Here is a 25,666-nt window from a genome sequence, read left to right on the forward strand (position 1 = left end):
TTGACAGGAGAGACAAGGCACATGACTGATACCCAGCAAACGGTGTACGTAGTTGAGGACGATGAAGCAGTTCGTGATTCACTGGAGCTGCTGCTGAAATCCGATGGCAAGCCGGTCAAGACCTATGACAATGCCAACGCATTTCTCAAGGATTACTCGGAGAAGATGGCTGGCTGTATCGTGCTCGATATCCGCATGCCAGGAATGGACGGCATGGAGCTTCAGAAGAAACTGAACGAAAAGCATTCCATACTGCCGATCATTTTTGTGACCGGGCACGGTGATGTACCCATGGCCGTGGACGCCATGAAAGAGGGTGCGGTGGACTTCATCCAGAAGCCCTATCGGGAAGAAGCCTTGTTGCAGAAAATTGAGGCTGCGCTGGAGCAGGACCAGGAACAGCGCAAAACCCTTGGCGAGAAGCAGGAGATCCTGCGCCGGGTGAAAAGCCTGACGCCCCGGGAGCATGAAATCATGGACCGGATGATTGCCGGCCAGGCCAACAAGGTCATTGCCATCGAGCTGGAAATCAGCCAGCGCACCGTGGAAATTCACCGCTCGCGGGTCATGCACAAGATGGGCACCCATTCACTGGCACACCTGGTTCGTATGGTCCTGTCCGTAAAGGACCTTATCGACGCTCGCTGATTTGGCCGGCATCATGCAATTACCATCGTAACCGGCCGTATTTATATGACAGATGCTGTCCTGGAGACAACAGACGTAACGGTTCTGCTTGTTGACGACAACCCGCAGAACCTCAAGGTTCTCTACGAGACCCTGAAGGACAAGGGCTACCGCCTGCTGATTGCCAACGATGGTGAAAAAGCGCTGGACCTTGCCCATCGCCACCAGCCTGAAGTGATCCTGTTGGACATCATGATGCCGGAACTGGACGGCTACCAGGTGTGTGAACGCCTGAAGGCCGACCCGGTCACCTCTGACAGCGCCGTCGTATTTCTCTCCGCCCTGGACGACCTCCAGGCCAAGGTTCGGGGATTTTCCCTCGGTGGTGCCGACTACATCTCCAAGCCCTTCCAGGCCCAGGAGGTCATCGCGAGGGTGAAAACCCACGCCCGGGTGATCCGGCTGGAACGGGAACTTCAGGCCCGTAACCGCCAACTGGAAAACGACCAGGCCCGCATACTCAATTCCATCAGCGAGGGCATCTACGGCCTGGACGCCAATGGCAAAATTGTATTTGCCAACCCGGCGGCTGCCCTGATTATGCGCAGCCCTGTCGAGGAACTGATCGGCCAGAGTTTCTTTGATCTGCATTTTCGCACCGCCGGCCAGGGATGCGAGTCACTCCCGGTGTACGCCACCTGTACCCAGGGTGTGGCCGAAAACCAGCGTAATATTGAAATGTTGCGGGCCGACGGGACGCCGTTCCCGGTGGAGTATCGCTCCACCCCCAAGCTGGACGGGGATGAGCTGCACGGCGCCGTGGTTGTCTTCAGGGATATCACCACGGACCTGGAGAGCGAGCAGGCGCTGGACGACGCCAGGCACGTGGTTCAGGAACAGCGTGAACAGTTGGCACACTTTTCCCGCCTGACCACCATGGGCGAGATGGCAGCCGGCGTTGCCCACGAGGTAAACCAGCCACTGACCGCCATCACCAATTACGCCCGGGTTGCCAAGCGGGTGCTGGCCAAAGAAGCGCCGGACCATCAACTGCTTGAAGAGACGCTGGAAAAGATCGAAGCCCAGTCACACCGCGCCAGCGAAGTGATCCGCCGAATCCGCCGATTCATGAAAAAGCCTGCCGCCGGGAAGGATGTCCTGTCGATTTCCGCCTTGCTGGAGGATACCCGCCAGTTTGCAGAAGTGGATATCCGCAACAACGAGGGTGGCGTTGAGATCTCGGTGGATGACGATGTGCCTGATGTTCTTGCTGACCCGATCCAGGTTCAGCAGGTAGCCCTGAACCTGATCAGAAACGCCCTGGAATCGACCCGCAGCGCGAACTCGGAAAAGCCGGTCGAGGTCACCGTGGCCATGTCCGGTACCGGGTGTGTCCGTATTGCGGTAACGGACCACGGTGTCGGCCTGCCTGACGATGCCGAAGACAAGCTGTTCCTGCCGTTTTACACCACCAAGGAAGAGGGCATGGGAATTGGCCTGCCCATGTGCCGGTCGCTCATCCAGGCACAGGGCGGTGACATCGGTTTTGAGCGCCCGGAGCATGGAGGTGCCTGTTTCTATTTCACATTGCCCGTGGCCGGAGCCGAAGGCACTCCCTGTGCGCCTGATGCCGACACCGGAGAGCCCACGGAATAACCCTTAACTTCCCCAGCGAATCTCACCGCTCAGGTGGGGTGCGTTTCCTGATGCATTCAACAACTGGTAGTCCCACCCGGACTGCCCGGCCTGCCAGTTAAGCTGGGCTGTACCCGGCAGAAACAGCGGTTTCTTGAACTGGCAGGAGACTGATACCGCATCCTGTCGCCAGCCGCTCTGTTGCTCCAGCAGGGCCAGCACACGGGCCTTGCTCCACATCCCGTGGGCAATGGCCCTGGGAAAACCAAACGCTTTTGCGGTCAGCGCGTGCAGATGTATCAGGTTCCTGTCTCCGGAAACCCCGGCGTATTGGCGGCCGATGGATTCCGGTGCACTGATTTCGGCGGCTTCCGGGTAGCGGGGCAGTTCCGGGGGCTTGCCGCCGGATTTCCCGCCGCTTTTATCCGGTTGCCGGAACAGATTGGTGCTGGTTTCTTCCCATACCAGCCGGCCCGCCGACCAGGCTTCGGTTACCAGGTCGAATTCCAGCCCCTTCGGTGTGCTCGTCTGGCCATCCAGTCTCACCGCAATATCCAGCGTTTCGCCGGTACCGATAGGGCGGTGCTGCGTGATGTCATTGCGAAGGTGCACAAGCCCCAGCAGCGGCAGGGGGAACGCTTTCTCGGTCAGTAGTTTGAGGTGTAGCGGAAACGCGAGAATATGGGGCCAGGTGATGGGTACGTTTGCCTGTGTACCGAAACCACATACCTTCTGATAGCGTTTCAGGTTATGGTTGGCCGTACTGACGCCGATCAGCCTGGTGGACAGCCCGGGTATCCGGAGTTCGCTGCCGGCTTGTTTGTCTTTGGGGAGAATGGCCTTGCTGTAGAGCGTCCACAAGCCTGGCGGGTGATTACGATAGATTGAGGTATCTGGCATATTGTTAACTCTCCTGGTACACCTGTGCGTCTCTGGCCTGATATGCTCTAATATACGACTAAGGTCTCAGAGTCTGGCAAACCCGGCCAGTATGAGCATTGACCTGGCTTGCCGGCAAGGTTGTCCGGCCGGCCAAGCCGAGTACTAAACAACTATAAAGCGGGACATTATGCAGGAACTTCGCGATGCGGGCGTGATGTTGCGCCTGATTTATCAGGCCATGAAGCGCAAAGGGATTGATACTGACGCCATCTTTTCCAGATTGGGTGTGGATGAAGACTATGTCTACACCGAGCAGTTGAGAACACCTCACAGCGCCCAGCTGTACTTCTGGCAGGTAGTTGAGGACGTGTCGGGCGATCCCGACGCCGGCCTTCACCTTGGCCAACTGCTGCCAGCCTACAAGGGGCAGGTTCTGGAATACCTGTTTCTCAGCAGTCCCACCTTTGGTGAGGGCCTGCGGCGGGCCCAGAACTACCAGCGGCTGCTGAGCGATGCCGCCAACACCGACTTTTTTATTGAGGGCGACGAGGCCTGCATGGTGCTGGACGCCGCCTCCAGCGAGGTCAGCCGCTTGCGGCACTTCAACGAATGCTTTGTCCAGGGCCTGATTACCTTCTTCAAGTCCATCACTGACGACCGCTTCTACCCCTCCCGCATTGAGTTTGAACATGAGCGGGAGCGTGGCGAGGACCATGTGAGCGAGATCCTGGGGTGCAATGTGGTGTTTGGCGCCAAGGAAAACCGGCTGTATTTTCCCGCCACGCTGTTATCCCATGCCTCTCCCCATGCGGAACCTGAGTTGCTGGATCTCCACGAGCGGTTTGCCAGCGAACAGGTGGCTCGCCTGGAGAAAAAGGACATCGTTGGTCAGGTGGAGCGAATCGTGGCGGAACTGCTGGATAGCGGTGAGGTTACCCTGGATGCCGTGGCTGAGCGCCTGGGCATCAAGCCGCGAACCCTGCGTACCCGGCTGACAGAAGCGGAAACCAGCTTCAACCAGGTGCTGGCGGATTTCCGCTACCGTCTGGCCCGGCAGCTGCTGGCAACCACCGACGAGTCGATTGATGAAATCGTGTATCTCACAGGCTTCTCGGAACCCAGTACTTTCTATCGTGCGTTCAAGCGCTGGTCGGGGATGACGCCCATCGAATACCGCAAAACCGCACAGGGAAAGGACGCCATGGTTGATGCCATGTGAGCGCGTCCCGTAAACCCAAATTTTTTCATGAAAAACGTTGACATGCGGGGCCGCCTCTTTATAATGCGCCCTCGTTGTCACCGAGCAATCACACCCTTGATTGCGCCCGAGGTGGCGGCTCACGCGGAGCGGTAGTTCAGCTGGTTAGAATACCGGCCTGTCACGCCGGGGGTCGCGGGTTCGAGTCCCGTCCGCTCCGCCATTTTCCTTCCCTGTAGTACCTTTTATAATACCTTTTTCCGTTGTCATTCCTGGTTCATCTCCGCGTAACAGTTTGCATGTTATCGTTTTCCTGTTTGATGCATGGGAGATGGATGATGTCTGATTACGAAGAAGACCTGATAGACCGTCAGTTTGAAGACTATGATGACGACGATGACCTGGACGACGCCACGGAGTTGTAGCACTGCTAAAACGCCTAGCGAATGCCTTTAGCGACCTGTTCCGCTAAATACTGCTTTCGATGTTCTCCCGGGCTGGTTTCAAACCAGCGACGCCACGCCTTGTGAAACGCAGCCGGATTGGCAAAGCCCAACAGCCAGGCAATTTCTGATAACGAGGTCCGGGTTTCCCGGATGTACTCCACTGCCAGTTCCCTGCGGGTTTCGTCCATCAACTCCCGGAAGCCGGTGTTTTCCTCTGCCAGTTGCCTCTGAAGCGTCCAGGGTGCCACGCCCAGTTTTTCCGCCATTGCGGCCAGGGTAGGGGTGTCGCCTTGCAGCAGGGGCGGCAGCAGATCTTTCACCCGGTCGCCGGTACTCCAGCCGGCACGAATTCTCGCAAGTTCCCGCTGGCATTCCCGTGACAGCTTCTCAAACATGGCCCCCTGGGACTGCAATGAGGGGATTTCCGTGATACCCGGGGCAAGCCTCAGGCTGTTGCCCTCGGTGCCAAACCTTACCGGGCAACCGAACCACTCCTCGAACACCTCATCCTGGCCCTGGGAGGGGTATTCAATGGCTACCCGTTCAATAACCCTGTCGCGGCCGGTAATAATCTTCAGAAATTGCGTCCATGCAGCCAGGACCGAATCCACCACGAAAAAGTTGAACACGTTGTAGGGTTTGATCGAATAGAAGTGCGCTTCGCGACCACCATTGGCGGTCCAGGGGGCGCCCCGGCTGTTACGGCTGGTGAGCAGGGCATAGTGAACCAGGGTGTTGATGGCTTCACCGGCTGTGGGCGCGGATTGGGCGGCAAGCCCGGCAAGGCCGGCGTCCACCGGCCGGGACAGCTGCCCCATGGTCAGTCCGAATGCCGGATTGCTGGTGAGGGTAATGGCGGCCTGGCCCATTCGCATGAAGCGCGGAATACTGATACGTGCTTCCGGAGCCCCCAGTGACTGTTCATCCAGCCCGAAACGTTCCAGCAAATCAGTGGGGTCTTTACCTTCAGCCCGTATAGCCCGGGCCATCACGGCAATGTAGAGCACGCTGATGTCACCGAGGGGGCGCTTGTGTCTGGTGGTGGGTCGCATGATCTCGCTATTGTCCTACAAGTTGCCTAAGGATATCAGATTGTTACTTGAGGATATTGTCTGAGGCAAGCCTCGCGGCTAATTTAGGGTCCATATGACGGCACCGCCGACCCAATAAGAGGAGAGAGACCATGACCGTATCAACACCGGGTGTTGCGCGTTACCCCAACTTGCTGGAACCGTTGGACCTCGGGTTTACCCGCCTTCGCAACCGTACCCTGATGGGCTCCATGCATACCGGCCTGGAAGAGGCAAAGAACGGATTTGAGCGGCTGGCGGCCTTTTATGCCGAACGCGCCCGAGGAGGTGCCGGCCTGATTGTGACCGGTGGTATTTCCCCCAACGTGGAAGGTGCCGTGTTCCAGCATGCCGCCAAGATGAGCTGCCAGGGAGAAGCGGATAGGCACAAGGTGATCACCCAGGCGGTGCATGAGGCCGACGGTAAGATCTGCATGCAGATTCTCCATGCTGGTCGCTACGCCTATCATCCGGAATTGGTGGCGCCGTCCGCCATCCAGGCGCCCATCAATCCGCTGAAGCCGAGGGAACTGGATGAGGCGGGTATCGAGAAGCAGATTGATGACTACGTCAACTGCGCGGCGCTGGCCAGGGAAGCCGGCTACGACGGTGTGGAGATCATGGGCTCGGAAGGTTATTTCATAAACCAGTTCATCGTCGCCCACACCAACCATCGTACCGACCACTGGGGCGGCAGCTACGAAAACCGTATCCGCCTGTCCATCGAGATCGTTCGCCGGGTTCGGGAGCGCGTGGGCAGTGATTTTATCCTGATCTACCGCCTGTCAATGCTGGACCTGATCGAAGATGGCAGCACCTGGGAAGAGGTGGTGCAACTGGCGAAGGAAATTGAAAAGGCCGGTGCCACTATTATCAACACCGGTATTGGCTGGCATGAGGCCCGGATACCGACCATTGCCACCTCCGTGCCCCGTGGTGCATTTACCAAGGTCACAGCCCGCCTGAAAGACGAAGTCAGCATCCCCCTGGTGACCACCAATCGCATTAATATGCCGGATGTAGCCGAAAAAATTCTGGCGGAAGGCGATGCCGACATGGTCTCCATGGCCCGGCCATTCCTGGCCGACTCGGATCTGGTGCTTAAAGCCGCTGAAGACCGCGCCGACGAAATTAATACCTGCATAGGCTGTAACCAGGCCTGCCTCGACCATACTTTCAGTGGCAAGCTGACCTCGTGCCTGGTCAATCCCCGGGCCTGCCATGAAACGGAGCTGGCTTATGTGAAAACCGCAGAACCAAAAGCCATTGCTGTTGTAGGTGCCGGCCCCGCGGGCCTGGCGTTTGCCTCCGTGGCGGCTGAGCGTGGTCACCGGGTCACACTGTTCGATGCTGGTAGCGAAGTAGGTGGTCAGTTTAATGTGGCCAAGCTGATTCCGGGCAAAGAAGAGTTCTACGAGACTCTGCGTTACTACCGGGTGATGCTGGACAAGCATGGAGTGGATGTTCGCCTGAATACCCGGGTGGATGTGGAGGAGCTGAAGGTCGGCGGTTTTGACCATGTTGTTCTGGCCACCGGTGTCAGCCCCCGCACCCCGGAAATCGAGGGTGTGGACCATCCCAAGGTGATTGGCTATCTGGATGCGCTACTGGGGCGCAAGCCCGTGGGGAAGAAAGTGGCGGTTATCGGTGCCGGTGGCATTGGCTTCGACGTCTCCGAATTCATGGTTCACAAGGGCACCTCGGCGGCCCTGGACCCGGAGCATTTCATGCGTGAATGGGGGGTGGATCTGCGCGTCGGGCATCGCGGCGGTATCCAGGGCATGGAGCCGGAAGTGCCGGAACCGGCCCGCGAAGTCTACCTGTTGCAGCGGAAGACCTCGAAGGTTGGCAAGAACCTGGGCAAGACCACCGGCTGGATCCATCGTACCTCCCTGAAGAATCGTCAGGTTCAAATGGTGTCGGGCGTCAGCTATCGCAAGATTGACGACGACGGGCTGCACATCACCGTGACCCCGAAAGGCGCTGAGCAGGGTGAAGATCGGGTGTTGCCGGTGGACACCATTGTGATCTGTGCCGGCCAGGAGCCCTTGCGCGAATTGCACGGTGGCCTGGAGGCCGCGGGGGTTCAGGTTCATCTCATTGGCGGCGCCGATGTGGCCGCGGAGCTGGATGCCAAGCGTGCCATTAACCAGGGTAGCCGTCTGGCAGCGGAACTCTGATGGCCATAATCCGGCTTCAGTATCCTGATCACAAAACGTTGCAGTTTTCCTCTTTGCACCGGGCTTTGACCCGCTAGACTATTATCCGGAAGTCTGTCAGTTTGAAATCGGCCCTGTGCAGTGTGTGCAGGGCCGGTTTCTGGTGTCTGTCAGCAAAAACGGAACACCCGGGCGGTGTTATCTGTGTAGCGGTCAGGTTTTCGGAGAGTGGGGAGTCTGTAAATGGGGTCTGCCGACCAGGTTAATGATGGTTATTCGGCGGTGTTTTTCATGGACGGCAGTGACGTGTCTCGCCAGATGCGTGCGTCAGAGTTTGGCGCCTTCCTGGATGGCTATGTAGGGCTGTCCGACCTGGCTGATACTGACGTCAAAGCTGTGTATGTGTTGCTCGGTAGTGACCTTGTGGTGCGCTCCCTGGTGTTTTTCCGTATCTATTTCGATGAAGAGGGGCGGGCCGATAGCCACTGGAATCTTCCTGTGGAAAAACTGGCCAAAAAGGGCGCAAAGGGCCCCGACATGGGGGCTGGCCCGATTCGGCTGGTCTGCCGCAGCCAGTGCCCTAAATCCACCAACGCAGAGGACCTCTGGGACCCGGACATGACGCCGGGTAGCAATCACTTCCAGGCTATTCGACGCGCCGTCGAGGCCAACAGTCTCAAGTTCCGCAAGGTGGAGCCGCCGGCACCGGAAGAAAATATTCCCGTTCTAGGGGCTGAATCCCGTACACCCGAAGATCCCGAAATATCCGCCGACCGCGTGCGTCTGGCTCGGGTTATCCGCGAGCAACGCCTGCGCATCAAGACCCTGCAAAGTGTTCATCGGGACGCATTATCCGATCTGCAGCGCGAAAACCGCCATGAGATGCAGGCCCTGCGCAACGAAACCGCTGAGCTCCAACAGAAATACGAGCGCCAGAAGCTCAGTAATGAGCAGTTGAAAAAGCGCCTTGCCGAGCGCAATGAGCAGTATCTGGCGATGCAGGAGCAGCTCTCCAGCGGCGAGGCCATCAAGGAGCGGGAAGGCGCAACAGCCGATGCCGAGGTTGTGTTGCTGCGGGAACAGTTGGAACGTCGTCAGCGTGAACTGGAGCTGAGGGACGAGAAAATCGTGGTTCTGGAGCAGGAAAACTATGACCTGCGTCACCAGGCGCCCACCGAGAACTCGGTCATGGAGCACCTGCAGAACCACTCCGTGTTCCTGGTGGCCTATCACGCCGGTGTTGGCCACATCACCTTGCCGTACGACGATATCGAAGCCTATTTCCGTAACCCGGTTGCCTACGCCGCCGAACGCTGCGGGCTCAACGAACCGGCCTACCGGCAGTGGCTCGATCACTATGAACAGCCGGTCTGTCATCACAAGAATTCCAATGGCAAAGCCTGCAGCGAGCCCGTAATGCGGGTCAGTCAGCCGGCCGAGTTCAGGGCTGGCATCGACGACCGCTGTGAAAAGCATCAGCCCAAGGAATCGAACTGACCCCGCCTTGATCTGTCTCTAACGGGATCTTTTTTCAGAATCAGGCCGTATTTCGTTACTATGGTCCCTGAAGATGCCCCCGGGTGATGAATCAGCTCCGCCCCGGCCCCATACAGACATCCACAGGAAGCTACATGGATCAATTCAGAAACATTGGCGTGATTGGCCGCATGGGCAGCGTTAAGGTGGTGGAATCGCTGCGTCAGCTCAAACAGTACCTGGTGAACAACAACTACCATGTGATCATCGAGGAAGACACCGCCACCATGCTGCCGGGCCATGGCCTCCAGGTTTCCAGCAAAAAGCTGCTTGGGGAAATCTGTGATCTGGTCATCGTGGTTGGCGGCGACGGTAGCCTTCTGGGTGCGGCCCGGGAACTGGCCAAGTCCAAGATTCCACTGTTGGGCGTAAACCGGGGCCGCCTGGGATTCCTGACCGATATTTCACCCTCGGACCTGGAGGAGCGCCTGGGGAAGGTTCTGCAGGGCGAATACATTGAAGAAACCCGTTTCCTGCTGGACGGACATGTGGAGCGCAATGGCCAGCCCCTTGGCTTTGGAACCGCATTGAATGACGTGGTGCTTCACCCCGGAAAATCCACCCGGATGATCGGTTTCGATCTGTATATTGACGGACATTTCGTATACAGCCAGCGGTCGGATGGGCTTATCGTAGCCACACCGACCGGGTCGACTGCTTACTCTCTCTCGGCGGGTGGGCCCATCATGCATCCCAAACTCGATGCCATTGTGTTGGTGCCCATGTTCCCGCACACCCTGAGCAGCCGCCCGATCGTGGTGGACGGCAAGAGCGAGATCAAACTGGTGATCGGTGAAACCAACGAAACCTATCCGCAGATCAGTTTCGACGGGCAGATGAACATTGCCTGTGCCCCGGGCGATATCATCCGTATCACCAAGAAGCCCTTCAAGATTCGCCTTATCCACCCAGCGGATCATAATTTCTACGCCACATGCCGGGACAAGCTGGGCTGGGCCAGTGAAATAGCAGCGAGTTAACAACATGGCAGGACAGGCAAGATCCGCGAGCCGCGGCTACGACATTATCGGCGATATTCACGGATGCGCGCATACCCTGATAAGGCTGCTGGACCAGATGGGCTACCGAAAGGTAAACGGTGTGTACGAGCACCCCCGGCGTCAGGCCATATTTATCGGGGACATTATTGACCGTGGCCCCCGTATCCGGGAGGCTCTGCACCTGGTGCGGGATATGGTGGAGCATGGCTCTGCCCGCATTGTGATGGGTAATCACGAGTACAACGCCCTGGGCTACTGCACCCGCGCCCGGCCGGGCAGCGGCAAGACGTTCCTGAGGGAGCACAACGCCCGCCACGACAGGCTGATTCGCGAAACCCTTAAGCAGTTCGAGCATTATCCACACGAATGGAATGAGTTTCTTGAGTGGTTCTACACCATTCCGCTGTTTATCGATGAGTCGGATTTCCGGGCGGTGCATGCTTGCTGGGACAGTGACCTGATTACCAAATTCAAGGAAAACCAGGGTGGGGCCTGCATCGATGACGACTTCCTCCACGCCTCCGCAGCGATTGAGTCCTTTGCCGGCCAGGTGATGGACACCCTGCTGCGTGGTACCGACCTGCGATTGCCTCCGGGGGTGAAGATTACCGGCAAGGACGGCTATGTCAGGGAGTTTTTCCGCACCAAATTCTGGGCTGATAACCCGAAAACCTATGCCGATGTGGTGTTCCAGCCGGATCCGTTGCCAAAAGACGTCGCCTGTCGTGAGCTGACGGAGGCAGAGCGCAGCCAGTTGATCAGCTATCCGGCATCGGCACCTCCGGTATTTGTGGGCCACTACTGGATGGAAGGGGAGCCTGCACCACTCAAGCACAATGTGGCCTGCATCGACTTCAGTGCTGTCAAATATGGCAAGCTGGTGGCTTATCGCCTGGATGGCGAACGCACCCTCTCCCGTGACAAATTCGTCTGGGTGGATGTGGAACGGCCGGAGCAGCCGGACTACCCCACCAGCGAAGACAGCGTGGCGAGGTAGACTGTGTACCGGATAAAGCAGATTGACACCGATATTGACCTGTCAGGTTTCAGCCGCTGGCTGAAGGAGCAGGGGGTGGGTCACCGGATTACGGAAGAGGGCGGTTCCCAGATTCTATGGCTTGAAAACCCCGAGCACACCGAACCGGTGATTCAGGCCCTTGAGCGCTTCCTGCGCGAGCCCGATGTACAAAAGGCTGTGAATACAACAGCACGGTCGCCGGTGTTTGTTGGCGGGCGCTGGCAGCCCTCGCCACGCCACGCGCCGGTGGTGCTGGGCATGATTCTGCTGGCGGTGCTGATGGCCTGGGTGACGGCGATGGGGCAGAACCAGTTATCCACGCTGCTGATGTTTGTTGACCCCCGTTTCTATGATGTCGGCACCATGGCGGATCGTATTCAGGCATTGTCCTCCACCCTGGCAAGTGGTCAGGTCTGGCGTCTGATCACCCCGGATTTTCTCCACTTCAGCTGGACCCACATAATTTTCAATTCCGTCATGCTGTGGTTCCTGGGTAGCCAGATCGAATGGTTTGATGGGCGCGCCCGGTTGCTGCTGCTGTTTGTGGCAACCAGCTTGCTGGCCAACGGTTTGCAGTACCTTGTGACCGGGCCACTCTTCGGTGGTTTGTCTGGTGTTGTGTACGGCATTCTTGGTTATTGCTGGCTCAGCCAGCGACGGGTACCCCGTTTCCAGTTCCCGCCCGCGCTGATTACTTTTGCGGTGGCCTGGATGGTGATCGGTTTTACGCCGTTCACGGAAATGGTGGGCCTGGGGCGAATGGCAAACGAAGCTCATCTTGGTGGCTTTGTCGCAGGGCTGGCCCTGGCGGCAATTTTGCCGGTACCAAAAAAAGCCCCGCGAAATCGCGGGGCATGAAAAGAGCATGTAGCTCCTGATGAGAGAGACCAAATGAACACGACCTTCGTCATTTGGTGAGATAATGATAATCATTATCGTTTATTGCTGTCAACAGATTCGCACACATTTTTTTGCTGGAGAATGAAAATGACTTACGAAGAGCTGATCAAACGGCTGGACCCGGCGGTTTATCAGAGCCTCAAAGGCGCCCTTGAGCTGGGTAAGTGGCCGGATGGCCGCAAGTTGACGGATGAGCAGCGCTCGATCTGTATGGAAGCGGTTATCTATTACGAAGAGCATCACCAGATCCCCGCTGAAGAACGGGTTGGGTATCTGGACCGGGGTGCGAAGGCAGGTACGGCCTGTGATCCCAGCGTCGCCCGCACGGCTGGCAAGTCGTCAAACGGGGCGGCTGATCCGGACCAGTTCTTTGAGGTGAAGTCTTGACCGCATTGGTTGATGTGACCGGCCGCCTGCGCAAAATGCCGGCAGAGGCCGGTGATCCGGTCAGCTACACCATTCGGGTTGGTGACACCCGCGTTCCCCTGAACGAGATGGTAGGGTACCCGCTGCAATTTGATTTTGATGGGGTGATACGCTGCATCCATTGCGACCGGAAGACGAACAAGAGTTTCAGCCAGGGCTACTGCTATCCCTGTTTTCGCAAGCTGGCAGCCTGTGACAGCTGTATCATGAGTCCGGAGAAGTGCCATTATTACGAAGGCACCTGCCGCGAGCCGGAGTGGGGGGAAACCCACTGCATGGTTGAGCACGTGGTTTATCTGGCCAATTCATCCGGCCTGAAGGTGGGGATTACCCGCGGTTCACAGGTGCCCACCCGCTGGATTGACCAGGGCGCCGTCGACGCTATTCCAATGGTAAGGGTCGCCACTCGCCAGTTGGCGGGGTTTGTGGAAGTCGCCTGCAAGCAACACGTTGCGGACCGTACCAACTGGCGAGCGATGCTCAAGGGCGATGTGCCGGAACTGGATCTGGTCGCAGAGCGCCGCCGCATACTGGCGCTGATTGCCGATGACCTTGCCGGGTTGCGGACAACACATGGTGATAACGCCATCAGGGCTGTCGATGAAGAGGGGTTGGCGCTGAGTTACCCGGTTCAGGTGTGGCCCCGGACGATAAAAACCCATAATCTGGACAAATCCCCCTCGGCGGAAGGTGTGCTTCAGGGCATCAAGGGTCAGTATCTGATCCTGGACACTGGCGTGATCAACATCCGTAAATACACCGGTTACGAAGTCCGCTTCCGGGTTTTTCCGAATAACTGAACCCGGCCCAACGAATTCTGGAGATAGTGAATGCGTACCAGCCAACCACAAACCATTTACCTGAAGGATTATCGCGCCCCCGTTTTCCTGGTGGATCACGTGGATATGCGTTTCGAGTTATTTGAGAGCGGGGCACGGGTACACAGTGTTCTGTCGATGCGTCGCAACCCGGACAGCGACAGTGCCGATAAAAGTCTGGAGTTGGATGGTGACTCCCTGACCAGGCTTGAGTCGGTGAGCCTGGATGGAAACCCATTAGAGCAAGACGCCTATGAGGACAGCATCGACAAGCTGGTCATCCATCAAGTGCCCGATCGCTTCGAACTGGGGGTCGTCACCTGGATTGAGCCCCAGAACAACACCCGCCTGGAAGGCCTCTACAAGTCCTCCGGCATGTTCTGTACCCAGTGCGAGGCGGAAGGTTTCCGCTGCATCACCTACTTCCCCGACCGCCCCGATGTGATGGCCCGTTTCCGCACCCGTATCGAGGCGGACAAAACCCTGTTTCCCATCCTGCTGTCCAACGGCAACGATGTCGAAAAGGGCGATCTGGAGGATGGCAGGCACTTTGTGACCTGGGAAGACCCGTTCCCCAAACCCTGTTACCTGTTTGCTCTGGTGGCCGGGGATCTGGTGGAGAAGCGGGACAGCTTCAACACCATGTCCGGTCGTGATATCGACCTGCGTATGTACGTGGAGCCGCGCAATTCCGAGAAGTGCGATCACGCCATGGAGTCCCTCAAGCGCGCCATGCGCTGGGACGAAGAGGTCTACGGCCGTGAATACGACCTGGATATCTTCATGATCGTGGCGGTGGATGACTTCAACATGGGTGCCATGGAGAACAAGGGGCTGAACATCTTCAACTCCTCCTGTGTACTGGCCAGCCAGGAAACAGCGACCGACCTGGCGTTCCAGCGCATCGAATCCATTGTTGCCCATGAGTATTTCCATAATTGGTCTGGCAACCGGGTTACCTGTCGCGACTGGTTCCAGCTCAGTCTCAAGGAAGGCTTCACGGTGTTCCGCGATTCCCAGTTTTCCGCCGATATGGGGTCGCCCACCGTCAAACGGATCGAAGACGCCACCATGTTGCGTACGGCACAGTTCGCCGAGGACTCAGGGCCCATGGCTCACCCCGTTCGCCCTGAGTCGTACATGGAGATTACCAACTTCTATACTCTGACGATCTATGAAAAGGGCTGCGAGGTAGTTCGCATGATCCGCACGCTGCTCGGAGCCGACATGTTCCGCAAGGGCAGCGATCTGTATTTCGAGCGTCACGATGGCCAGGCAGTAACAACGGATGATTTTGTCCGGGCCATGGAAGACGCCACTGGCCGTGACCTGTCTCAGTTCCGTCTGTGGTATGAGCAGGCAGGTACACCCGAGTTGACGGTGCGGGACCAGTATGACGAGGCAGCGGGGATTTATCGCCTGACCATTGACCAGGCAATTCCGGATACCCCGGGCCAGACCAACAAGAAGCCGCAGCATATTCCGTTTGCTGTTGGACTGCTGGGGGCAGAGGGCGAGTCACTGCCTCTGAAACTGGCAGTTGATGATGTTGAGGCGCCAGTGGACCGGGTCCTGGAGCTGACTGAAACCAGTCATACCTTTGAATTTCACGGGTTGTCAGAGCGGCCGACACCGTCCCTGTTGAGAGATTTTTCAGCACCGGTTCGGGTGTTTTACCCCTGGACACGGGAGCAGCTCACCTTCCTCATGAGCCACGATCCCGACGGGTTCAATCGCTGGGACGCAGGGCAGCGTCTGGCGGTGGATGTTATCAGCTCCCTTTTGGGAGCAGGCAGTGAAGCCGTTGACCCTGGTTTGATCAAGGCATATCGCGCTCTGCTGGCGGATTCATCCCTGGATCAGGCGCTGGTGGCCAAGATGTTGCAGCTTCCATCAGAAGCCTATCTGATCGAACTGGCGGAAAAGCCCAATGTGCCAGCCATCCACAAGGCCCGCGAACGGGTACTTGAACACATGGCCCGGGCACTGCGTGATGAGCTGCTCGCCTGCTACCACCGCAACACCATTGCCGGCAGCTACGAAGTAACGCCGGAGTCAGTGGCGCGCCGTAGCCTGCGAAACACCGCCCTTGCCTGGCTTTTGCACATCGACGACGAGGAAGGCCGGGCCCTCGCAACCAGTCAGTTTGCCGACGCAGACAACATGACCGATCGTCTGGGCGCGCTGCGCGCGCTGGTCAACTCCGGTTATGAGCAGGAGCGAGAACAGGCACTGACAAGCTTCTACGAACGGTGGAAGAGTGATCCGCAGGTGGTTGAACAGTGGTTCTCTGTGCAATCCGGCAGCAGCCGTACAGGCGGCCTGCGGAAGATCCACGAGCTTATGGAGCATCCCACCTTTGACTGGAAGAACCCCAACAAGATCCGCTCAGTGATTGGTGTGTTCGCGGGCCAGAACCTCCCGGCCTTCCACGAGGAAGAGGGTTCCGGATACCGTTTCCTGGCGGAGCAGGTTCGACGGCTGGATGACAGTAACCCGCAGATTGCAGCAAGACTGGTCTCGCCACTGACACGCTGGCGTAAATTTGCGCCGGTTCACGGCGATCAGATGCGGATGGCGCTGGAAAGTATCCGTGACAAATCCGGCCTGTCCCGGGATGTCTATGAAGTGGTACACAAGAGTCTGGCTGGCCAATAGCCCCGCCAAATCACCTGGGAGTATCCGTCTGGCCTGTCACAGGCGGATACAAAATCGCACTTTCGGTCGATAGACAATAATGGCCAATCGGCTAATCTGTCAGGAGCCAGTATTCCATGACAACACAATAAGAAAAGCCTTATTCAGGGCTTTCAGACAGGTTTAAGGTTAAACAATGACATACAAAAACAACGTGATTCTGGGCAGTCTGTTTGCTTTTTCTGTCTTTGCCACGCAGGCCAGTGCTGCCGTTTCCGCCAGCGAAGCCGCGCGCCTGGGGCAGGATCTCACGCCGTTCGGCTCAGTGAAGGCAGGCAATGAAGCCGGAACCATCCCGGCCTGGACCGGAGGCCTCACTGAAGCCCCTGCAGGTTATGAAGGTAGTGGTCAGCACCACATCAACCCGTTCCCGGACGACGAAGTGCTGTTTACCATCAGCGCGTCCAACATGGATCAGTACGACGAGTACCTGACCGACGGCCTCCGTGCCATGCTTGACACCTATCCGACCACGTTCCGTATCCCGGTCTACAAGAGCCGGCGCACCCACGCGGTGCCGGATTGGGTCGCTGAAAACACCAAAGAAAATGCTGTTGATGCAGAAGTCGTAGGTGAAGGTGAGGGCATCGATGGCGCCTTCGCGGGTTACCCCTTCCCGATCCTACACGGCAATAATGAAGAGAAGGCCTGGCAGGTTATCTGGAACCACCTGACTCGCTGGCGCGGTGTTTCGGTGACACGTCGCTCAAGTGAAGTGGCGGTGCAGCCGGACGGCGATTATTCCCTGGTGACATCGCAGCAGGAAGCTTTCTTTAACTACTACAATCCTGAAGGAAGCGAAGACGAACTGGATAACGTCATTTTCTATTATCTGTCGTTCACCCAGTCTCCACCCCGTCTGGCCGGCGGTGCCATCCTGATTCACGAAACCCTGAACCAGGTTATCAATCCGCGTAACGGCTGGGGCTACAATGCCGGCCAGCGCCGGGTACGCCGCGCACCCAACCTCGGCTATGATTCACCCATTGCGGCAGCGGATAACCTGCGGACAGCCGATGACACTGATATCTTCAACGGTGCTCTGGATCGGTATAACTGGGAATACGAGGGAATGCGTGAAATTTACGTTCCCTACAACAACTATCGCATCGGCGAGCAGGGCACGCCTTACTCGGAAATCCTGGGTATTTCCCACCTGAACCCGGACCTCACACGTTGGGAACTCCATCGGGTGCATGTGGTGGAAGCGACTCTGAAAGAGGGTGAACGCCATATTTATGGCAAGCGTCGCTTCTACGTGGATGCCGACAGCTGGAACACGCTGTTGCTGGATCAGTACGACGGTCGTGGTGAGCTCTGGCGCGTGACCATGGGCCTGGCGAAAAACTATTATGAGTTGCCCGGCGTTTGGACGGTGCTGGATGTGTACCATGACCTGCAGGCCCGCCGTTATCACGTGCTGGGCCTGGATACCGAAGAAAGCTCCACCCGCAAGTTTACCAACGATGTGCCCAATCGGCGTTACTTCTCTCCGGCGTCCCTGCGTCGCAGGAGTGTGCGTTAACGCCCGCGCACGTCTGTAGGACAAAATTTCGCCAGAGACGGACGGCGACGAATATACCGGTGGTCGGAAGGCCACCGGTATATTCTTGGTATCAGCCGGCATGATCGGCAAAATCAGAGAGACACAGTTCAACACAACATATAGGCAATCTGAATGGCTACAAGGTTGATGTGCAAGACTCTGGGAGCGGCCTGTCTTGGACTATCCATGGCATGGTCCGCGCCCTCGGTGTTTGCGCTTGCAGATATCATCGAAACTCCATCCCGGCCCACGGAGCTTGCGCCAGAGCATCTGCTCAATGATGCGGATAGTGCGGGTGAACGAATCGTGGCAGCTGGTGAGCGTGGTCATATCATTTTCTCCGATGACGAAGGTGAAAGTTGGGTGCAGGGCGAGGTTCCGGTATCCGTAACACTGACCGGTGTCGATTTCGGCACGGAACAGCATGGCTGGGCGGTTGGTCACAGTGGGGTTGTTCTCCATTCCAGTGATGCGGGCGAAACCTGGGAGCTTCAACTGACAGGCATCCGCGCCGCCGAACTCGCCATTGAAAGTCGCCAGGAACAGATCGATGAACTGGAGCAAAAGATAGAAGAGGCTCCCGAGGAAGAGAAAGCCGACCTGGACTGGGCGTTGGGTGACCTGCTTTTTTCATTGGAAAACCTGCAGGCGGATCTTGAGATCGGACCGGTGAACCCTTTTCTGGATGTCTGGTTTGAAAATGAGAACCACGGTTTTGTGGTAGGCGCCTACGGAATGTTCCTGCGTACCAGGGACGGTGGTAAAACCTGGAAAGACTGGGCGCCGAAGCTCGATAACCCCAGCGGTTTTCACCTGAACAGTATTGGCCGTATTGCCGGCGGCGCCTTGGTGATTGTCGGTGAGGCGGGCCAGATTTTTGTTTCCGTTGACGGCGGGGACAGCTGGGAGAAGCGTGAGAGTCCTTATGAAGGGTCCTGGTTTGGTGCCATAGGAACCGGCAATGTGAATGAAATACTCGCATTTGGCTTGCGGGGAAACATTTTCTTCTCGTCCGACCTTGGCAGAAGCTGGAAAGTGGTGCCGAGCGAGTCCGACGCAACCCTCAATGATGGAGTGGTTTCCGAAGATGGCCGTATTACGTTGGTGGGTAATGGTGGCGCAGTGTTAATGAGCACCAACGGTGGAGATACCTTTCGTCCCTATTTTCGGGATGACAGGGAAGGCGTTATGGATGTTGTACCGGTATCCGGAACCAACCTCCTGATTGTGGGCGAGGGTGGCGTGAAGCATACCGATGCCCGTGGCAAGAATCTTCAATAACGCCCTGATGCGGCACCAACAGATTGAAAATTAGAGGGGCTTTTGAATGTCGAACCCGAAGCATGACAAGGGCGAGCATTACCTGACTACACCGAAGGCAGAACCGTTCCTGGAGCGGCTGATCTTCAACAATCGGGCGATTATCCTGATTGCATTTTTTTTCCTGACCCTGTTTCTCGGCTACAACGCCGTCAAGATCCAGCCGGATGCCAGTTTCGAGCGGATGATTCCGCTGGAGCATCCTTACATTGTCAACATGCTGGAACACAGGGACGACCTGGAAAACCTGGGTAACTTCGTGCGTATCGCCGTGGAGGTGGAAGAGGGCGATATCTTCACAGCCGAGTATATGGAAACCCTGAAGCAGATCACCGACGAGGTGTTTTATCTCAACGGGGTGGATCGTTCCGGGTTGAAGTCACTCTGGACATCCAACGTTCGCTGGGTAGAAGTGACTGAGCAGGGGTTCCAGGGGGGCACGGTCATCCCGGATGGCTATGACGGTTCCCGGGCGAGCCTTGAACAGTTGCGTCAGAACGTACTCCGGTCGAACGAGGTGGGACGTCTGATTTCAGACAATTTCCGCTCCACGATCGTTTATGCACCGCTTTACGAGAATAACCCGGAGACCGGTGAGCCGCTGGACTACGGTGAGTTTTCGCGTCAGTTGGAAGAAAAGATTCGGGACAAGTACGAAACGCAGAACCCGAATATCGAAATTCACATTGTGGGTTTCGCCAAGAAAGTGGGCGACCTCATTGAGGGTATCGGCTCCATCGCCTGGTTTGCCGGCATCACCATCATTCTCACCACGTTGCTGTTGTTCGGGTATTCCCGCTGCATTACCGGAACACTGGTTCCGGTGTTCACTTCCATCATCGCGGTGTTCCTGCAACTGGGTACGTTGAGGTTGTTGGGTTATGGCCTTGATCCATACTCTGTGTTGGTTCCATTCCTTGTATTCGCCATCGGTATCAGTCACGGCGTTCAGATTGTTAATGCCATGGCAGTGGAGGCGGCAAAAGGGTTTGATTCCGTTACCGCTGCACGCCTGGCGTTCAGGGCGCTCTACATCCCGGGCATGCTGGCGCTGATTTCCGATGCATTTGGCTTCCTGACGCTGTTCTTCATTGAAATCGATGTTATCCGGGATCTGGCTGTTGCCGCCGGTATCGGCGTGGCGTTCGTCATCCTCACCAACCTGGTGTTGCATGTACTGATCATGTCTTACCTCGGCATTTCCAAGGGTGGCGTCCGCCACGTGCAGAATCACGGTGAAAAGCAGGATCGTAAGTGGCGCATCATGTCCTACTTTGCGCATCCGGGCGTGGCACCGATCTCACTGCTGATTGCGGTGATTGGTCTGGGCCTTGGTCTCTACTACAAGCAGGGCCTGAAAGTCGGTGACCTTGATCAGGGTGCGCCGGAGTTGAGGGCGGATTCCCGTTACAACAAGGATAATGCCTACATCATCGACAATTACTCGACCAGTGCCGATGTGCTGGTGGTGATGGTGAAAACCGAGGAAGAGCAATGTACCCAGTACAACGTTCTCCGCGCCATGGATACCCTGCAGTGGGAGCTGCAGAACACCCCGGGTGTCCAGTCCTCGGCCTCGCTGGCAAATGTGTCCAAACTGGTCACCAAAGCGCTGAACGAGGGTAACTGGAAGTGGTATGAAATTTCCCGTAACCAGACCATTATCAACGCCTCAATCCGGGAAGCTCCGGCTGGCCTGATCAACACTAATTGTGATCTGACCCCCGTGCTTGTTTTCCTGGAGGATCACAAGGCGGAAACGCTGAAAACGGTTACGGAGCGGGTAGAAGAGTTTGCCAGCAACAATAACAGTGATGAATACACCTTCCTGCTGGGGGCTGGTAACGCGGGCGTAGAAGCGGCAACAAACGACGTTATCTCCAGTGCCAAGAACATGATGCTGATCTTCGTCTATGGTGTAGTCGCGGCACTGTGCCTGCTGACCTTCCGCTCAGTCCGGGCGGTATTGTGTATCCTGATTCCACTGGGACTGACCTCGATCCTGGCAGAGGCGATCATGGCAGTGTCCGGAATTGGTATCAAGGTAGCGACGTTGCCGGTTATTGCGTTGGGTGTGGGTATCGGTGTCGACTACGGCATTTATATCTACAGCAAGCTCGAGAGATTCCTGCTGGAGGGCAAAACGCTCCAGGAAGCCTACTTTGAAACCCTGAAGTCTACCGGTAAGGCCGTTATCTTTACCGGTGTGACCCTGGGTATCGGTGTGGTGACCTGGATCTTCTCCCCCATCAAGTTCCAGGCGGATATGGGTCTGCTATTGTTCTTCATGTTCATCTGGAACATGGTGGGCTCCATCTGGCTGCTGCCGGCCCTGGCGCGCTTCCTGTTGCGCCCGGATCGAATGGTTGCCAAGGCCCGCGCGAACAAATAAGATTCGCAGGCGCCTGACCAGAAAAGCCCGCATTGCGGGCTTTTTTGTTTCTCGCTCAAGTGGTTAGCGAGCTAATCCTTGCTTTATTTATGACGCAAAGTGGTCTATGTTTTAAGGCGAAAGTGGAGAGTGTCCGTGTTTTCATGCGGGCCCAAAAAAGCAATAACGAACAGATAAGGGAAAAGTCATGGCACTGAAACAGAAATTTTCCGCACTCGCGGTTGCAGCGGCCGTCAGCTTTGGAGCGACCTCAACAGGGGTTAACGCGCAGGAGCAGCAATTTGTCACCATCGGCACAGGTGGTGTAACGGGGGTTTACTATCCGGCGGGCGGTGCGATTTGCCGCCTGGTCAATATGGACCGTAAAGAACATGGTATCCGTTGCTCTGTAGAGAGCACCGGCGGTTCGGTCTACAACCTGAACGCGATTCGTCAGGGCGAGCTGGATCTGGCGGTTGCCCAGTCCGACTGGCAATACCATGCCTACAATGGCACCAGCCAGTTCAAGGACGACGGAGCGAACAAAGAACTCCGTGCCGTGTTCTCCCTGCATCCGGAACCATTCACGGTTGTTGCCAGTAAAGGATCCGGCATCAAGACGTTCGAGGACCTGGAAGGCAAACGGGTTTCCGTGGGTAACCCGGGCTCTGGTCAGCGCGCAACGGCTGAGGTTCTGATGGACGAAATGGGCTGGACAATGGACAAGTTCTCCCTGGCCGCGGAATTGAAAGCGGCTGAGCAGTCCCAGGCCCTGTGCGACGGTAATATTGACGCCTTCTTCTATACGGTTGGTCATCCCTCCGGTTCCATCAAGGAAGCTACCACGTCCTGTGACAGTGTCATTGTGAGCGTTGACAACGAAGCTACGAAGACACTGATTGACAACAATCCGTATTATCGGAAAGCCGTCATCCCGGGTGGCATGTATCGGGGAAGCGATGACGACACCACCACCTTCGGTGTTGCCGCAACGTTTGTATCGTCAACGGATGTGTCTGACGAGGTGGTTTACGAAGTGGTCAAGGCCGTGTTCGAAAACTTTGACAGCTTCAAGCGTCTGCACCCTGCGTTTGCCAACCTGAACAAGGAAGAAATGGTGTCTGACGCGCTGAGTGCTCCCTTGCATCCTGGTGCGGCGAAGTATTACAAAGAAGCCGGTTTGATCGACTGATCCTGTAACCGGTAAAAATGACACCGCGGGCAGCCATGCCCGCGGTGTTTTGATCTCCGACCCGCTTTACTCTTACAGGATCCAGCTATGGCCAATAGCGAACCGAGAGCCGGGGATACTATCGACAGCAAGAAAGTTGCAGAGGTCCTCCAGACCGAGACCGGAGGAAGAGCTGCAACCGGTATGGCTGCAAAGATACTGTTTGTTGTTCCTCTGCTTTGGTCCCTCTTTCAGCTATGGATAGCATCACCGCTGCCTTATATAGTCGAGTTTGGTGTTTTCAACTCGACGGAAGCAAGATCCATCCATCTTGCATTTGCCGCGTTCCTCGCTTTTGCGGCTTACCCCATGATTCGTGGCAGGAATGTTGATCACGTACCGGTTTATGACTGGATTCTTGCCCTGGCTGCCGCCTTTGCGGCGTCTTATCTTTACGTTTTCTACGACCAGCTTTCGACACGACCGGGCTCCCCGATAACCCAGGACCTGATTGTGGCTCTTGGTGGCCTGGTGTTGCTGCTTGAGGCTACTCGTCGCGCCCTTGGGCTTCCGCTGACCATTGTAGCCGGTGTCTTTCTGATCTATGCGCTGGCCGGTCCTTACATGCCGGACGTGATCTCCCACAAAGGGGCAAGCCTGAGCAAGCTGTCGTCCCACATGTGGTTAGGTACGGAAGGTGTTTTCGGTGTTGCCCTGGGCGTTTCAACCAGTTTCGTTTTCCTGTTCGTTCTCTTCGGCGCACTGTTGGAGCGGGCAGGGGCAGGTAATTACTTCATCAAGGTTGCTTACGCCATGCTGGGACACATGCGCGGCGGTCCCGCCAAGGCTGCTGTTGTCTCCAGCGGTTTAAGTGGCGTGATTTCCGGTTCGTCCATTGCCAACGTGGTCACGACGGGTACTTTTACCATCCCGTTGATGAAGCGGGTTGGCTTCCCGGCGACCAAGGCGGGTGCTGTCGAGGTGGCCGCATCCACCAATGGCCAGCTGACGCCCCCCATTATGGGTGCTGCGGCATTTTTGATGGTCGAGTATGTCGGAATTTCCTATCTGGAAGTCATCAAACACGCCATATTGCCGGCGTTGATTTCCTATGTGGCGCTGATTTACATCGTTCATCTGGAGGCCTGCAAGCTGAAGATGAAGGGTATTGAGCGCCCCAATCGTCCGACTCTAGCTCAACGCATGCTGAACTGGGTTGTGATTCTGATTGGCCTGAGTGCTCTTACATTCGTTGTCTACTACGGTATTGGTTGGCTTAAGGCACTATTTGGCGAGGCGGCGGTCTGGGTTCTTGGTCCCTTGCTGCTTCTTGTCTACATAGGACTGGTCTGGTATTCCACCCGCTTTCCGGAACTTGAACAGGATGATCCTGAGTCCGCGATGGATACGCTTCCGGACGTTGGTCCAACGGTGAAGACCGGCCTTTATTTCCTGTTGCCGGTCGTCGTCCTGGTCTGGTGCCTGACGGTTGAGCGCTTTTCTCCCCAGTTGTCAGCGTTCTGGGCCACGGTGTTCATGATTTTTATCGTTATCACCCAACAGCCCCTGAAAGCCTTCTTCCACAAGAGAGGCAACTTCCTGGCGGAAACCAAAACCGGTTTCGTTGACCTGACCCTTTCACTGGTGACGGGCGCGCGCAACATGGTCGGTATCGGTGTGGCGACGGCGACGGCCGGCATCGTGGTAGGTACGGTGACACTGACCGGTATCGGCCTGGTGATGACCCAGTTCGTGGAATTCATTTCCGGCGGCAACCTTCTGCTGATGCTGATTTTTACCGCCGTTATCAGTCTGGTCCTGGGGATGGGGCTGCCCACGACGGCGAACTACATTGTGGTTTCCACGCTGATGGCGCCGGTGATCGTCACTCTGGGCGCTCAAAGTGGTCTGCTGGTGCCGCTCATTGCGGTACACCTGTTTGTGTTCTATTTCGGCATCCTGGCGGATGATACGCCGCCCGTGGGGTTGGCCGCCTACGCGGCGGCTGCCATCTCGGGTGCCGACCCGATACGAACGGGTGTCCAGGGCTTCACCTATGATATCCGGACAGCAATCCTGCCATTCATGTTCATCTTCAACACCCAGTTGTTGCTGATCGGGCTGACGGGCTGGTTTGACCTGCTGGTCACCATTGCCAGTGCAGTGACCGCCATGCTGGTGTTCTCCGCGGCCACCCAGGGTTATTGGTTCACCAAGAGCTACAAGTGGGAGTCGGCCTTGCTGTTACTGATCACCTTTACCCTGTTCCGGCCGGGTTACTGGTGGGATATGGTCTATCCGGCAACGGAGGATCGTCCGGGAACCGAGGTGATTGAGCACATCGAGAATGTGCCCGCCGGTGAGGCCATTGTTCTGCAGGCGTCCGGTATGTCACTGAGTGGTGACGAGGTGTCTACCTATCTGAGCCTGGAGCTGCCGGCCGGGGAGTCTCCGGAAGCAAGGCTTGCGAGTGCCGGCCTGGAGCTGTCCCGCAAGGACGATGCGATGGTGGTGGACTTTGTTGGCTATGGCAGCACGGCGGAGGACGCGGGCATCAGCTTCGGCTGGACGATTGACGCAGTGCAGGTTGAAAATGAGCGCCCACCAAAAGAGCTGATGTTTATTCCCGCTCTTATCCTGCTGGGCCTTGTAGCCTTCGGGCAGCTGCGGCGACGAACGCCTGAAGAGGCCAGCGCTTACCGCTGATTGCCCCCTCTTATAAGCCCGGCATTAACCTGCCGGGCTTTTTTCTGTTAAACTCCTGCGCGCTACGGTCCGCGGTTTGTGTCGCGGCCAACCGTCAACACGTGGTCTTTGGTACGGATCACCTCTGAGACTCGAGGAG

Annotated in this window: 18 protein-coding genes and 1 tRNA gene; 17 read left to right on the top strand and 2 right to left on the bottom strand. The window is 56.9% G+C overall.

Annotated features, from left to right (window positions below):
- Positions 1–21: 21 nt before the first annotated feature.
- On the top strand, positions 22–648 hold the full coding sequence (gene fixJ, locus NLU14_RS12805) for a response regulator FixJ (RefSeq protein WP_275707119.1): 627 nt from the start codon (positions 22–24) through the stop codon (positions 646–648).
- A 45-nt stretch (positions 649–693) separates the two neighbouring features.
- Positions 694–2,283: an ATP-binding response regulator gene (locus NLU14_RS12810; RefSeq protein WP_275707121.1), complete on the top strand. Its 1,590-nt coding sequence runs from the start codon at positions 694–696 to the stop codon at positions 2,281–2,283.
- Between the two features lie 3 nt (positions 2,284–2,286).
- Here the strand turns inward: NLU14_RS12810 and NLU14_RS12815 are convergent, their stop codons facing one another.
- Complete coding sequence (locus NLU14_RS12815; protein WP_275707124.1) at positions 2,287–3,162, bottom strand: MaoC/PaaZ C-terminal domain-containing protein; 876 nt, start codon at positions 3,160–3,162, stop codon at positions 2,287–2,289.
- A 169-nt stretch (positions 3,163–3,331) separates the two neighbouring features.
- Between NLU14_RS12815 and NLU14_RS12820 the strand changes: the two genes are divergently transcribed.
- Positions 3,332–4,363: an AraC family transcriptional regulator gene (locus NLU14_RS12820; protein ID WP_275707127.1), complete on the top strand. Its 1,032-nt coding sequence runs from the start codon at positions 3,332–3,334 to the stop codon at positions 4,361–4,363.
- 125 nt (positions 4,364–4,488) lie between these two features.
- Positions 4,489–4,565: transfer RNA gene (locus NLU14_RS12825), tRNA-Asp, on the top strand.
- 216 nt (positions 4,566–4,781) lie between these two features.
- On the opposite strand, the gene NLU14_RS12830 is transcribed toward NLU14_RS12825, so the two are convergent.
- Complete coding sequence (locus NLU14_RS12830; protein WP_275707129.1) at positions 4,782–5,840, bottom strand: AraC family transcriptional regulator; 1,059 nt, start codon at positions 5,838–5,840, stop codon at positions 4,782–4,784.
- 131 nt (positions 5,841–5,971) lie between these two features.
- On the opposite strand from NLU14_RS12830, the gene NLU14_RS12835 reads away from it, so the two are divergent.
- The 13 genes from NLU14_RS12835 (at position 5,972) to NLU14_RS12895 (ending at position 25,527) form a co-directional block, all read left to right on the top strand.
- Positions 5,972–8,038, top strand: coding sequence for an oxidoreductase (locus tag NLU14_RS12835; RefSeq protein WP_275707131.1), 2,067 nt, complete (start codon positions 5,972–5,974; stop codon positions 8,036–8,038).
- 222 nt (positions 8,039–8,260) lie between these two features.
- The gene (locus NLU14_RS12840) at positions 8,261–9,514 is read left to right on the top strand and encodes a DNA repair protein (RefSeq protein WP_275707133.1); all 1,254 of its coding nucleotides are present in this window, start codon (positions 8,261–8,263) and stop codon (positions 9,512–9,514) included.
- A 134-nt stretch (positions 9,515–9,648) separates the two neighbouring features.
- Positions 9,649–10,533, top strand: a complete 885-nt coding sequence (locus tag NLU14_RS12845; protein ID WP_275707135.1) for an NAD(+) kinase — start codon at positions 9,649–9,651, stop codon at positions 10,531–10,533.
- A gap of 4 nt (positions 10,534–10,537) precedes the next feature.
- Positions 10,538–11,551 (top strand): metallophosphoesterase, encoded by a 1,014-nt coding sequence (locus tag NLU14_RS12850; protein ID WP_275707139.1) that lies wholly within the window; start codon positions 10,538–10,540, stop codon positions 11,549–11,551.
- A 3-nt stretch (positions 11,552–11,554) separates the two neighbouring features.
- Positions 11,555–12,430, top strand: a complete 876-nt coding sequence (locus NLU14_RS12855) for a rhomboid family intramembrane serine protease (protein WP_275707140.1) — start codon at positions 11,555–11,557, stop codon at positions 12,428–12,430.
- A gap of 129 nt (positions 12,431–12,559) precedes the next feature.
- Positions 12,560–12,859, top strand: coding sequence for a YeaC family protein (locus NLU14_RS12860; protein WP_275707142.1), 300 nt, complete (start codon positions 12,560–12,562; stop codon positions 12,857–12,859).
- Positions 12,856–13,698 (top strand): DUF2797 domain-containing protein, encoded by an 843-nt coding sequence (locus NLU14_RS12865; protein WP_275707144.1) that lies wholly within the window; start codon positions 12,856–12,858, stop codon positions 13,696–13,698. Before NLU14_RS12860 ends, NLU14_RS12865 begins: the two co-directional genes overlap by 4 nt.
- A 30-nt stretch (positions 13,699–13,728) precedes the next feature.
- The gene (gene pepN, locus NLU14_RS12870) at positions 13,729–16,374 is read left to right on the top strand and encodes an aminopeptidase N (RefSeq protein WP_275707146.1); all 2,646 of its coding nucleotides are present in this window, start codon (positions 13,729–13,731) and stop codon (positions 16,372–16,374) included.
- Between the two features lie 175 nt (positions 16,375–16,549).
- Entirely contained in the window at positions 16,550–17,938 is a 1,389-nt protein-coding gene (locus tag NLU14_RS12875) for a DUF1329 domain-containing protein (protein WP_275707148.1), read from the top strand.
- A gap of 207 nt (positions 17,939–18,145) precedes the next feature.
- On the top strand, positions 18,146–19,240 hold the full coding sequence (locus tag NLU14_RS12880; RefSeq protein WP_275707150.1) for a YCF48-related protein: 1,095 nt from the start codon (positions 18,146–18,148) through the stop codon (positions 19,238–19,240).
- Between the two features lie 46 nt (positions 19,241–19,286).
- Entirely contained in the window at positions 19,287–21,671 is a 2,385-nt protein-coding gene (locus tag NLU14_RS12885) for an efflux RND transporter permease subunit (protein ID WP_275707152.1), read from the top strand.
- A gap of 187 nt (positions 21,672–21,858) precedes the next feature.
- On the top strand, positions 21,859–22,842 hold the full coding sequence (locus NLU14_RS12890; protein ID WP_275707154.1) for a TAXI family TRAP transporter solute-binding subunit: 984 nt from the start codon (positions 21,859–21,861) through the stop codon (positions 22,840–22,842).
- 87 nt (positions 22,843–22,929) lie between these two features.
- Positions 22,930–25,527: a TRAP transporter permease gene (locus NLU14_RS12895; protein ID WP_275707156.1), complete on the top strand. Its 2,598-nt coding sequence runs from the start codon at positions 22,930–22,932 to the stop codon at positions 25,525–25,527.
- Positions 25,528–25,666: the final 139 nt, after the last annotated feature.

It is taken from the genome of Marinobacter iranensis (genome assembly GCF_029207565.1).
GTDB lineage: Bacteria > Pseudomonadota > Gammaproteobacteria > Pseudomonadales > Oleiphilaceae > Marinobacter > Marinobacter iranensis.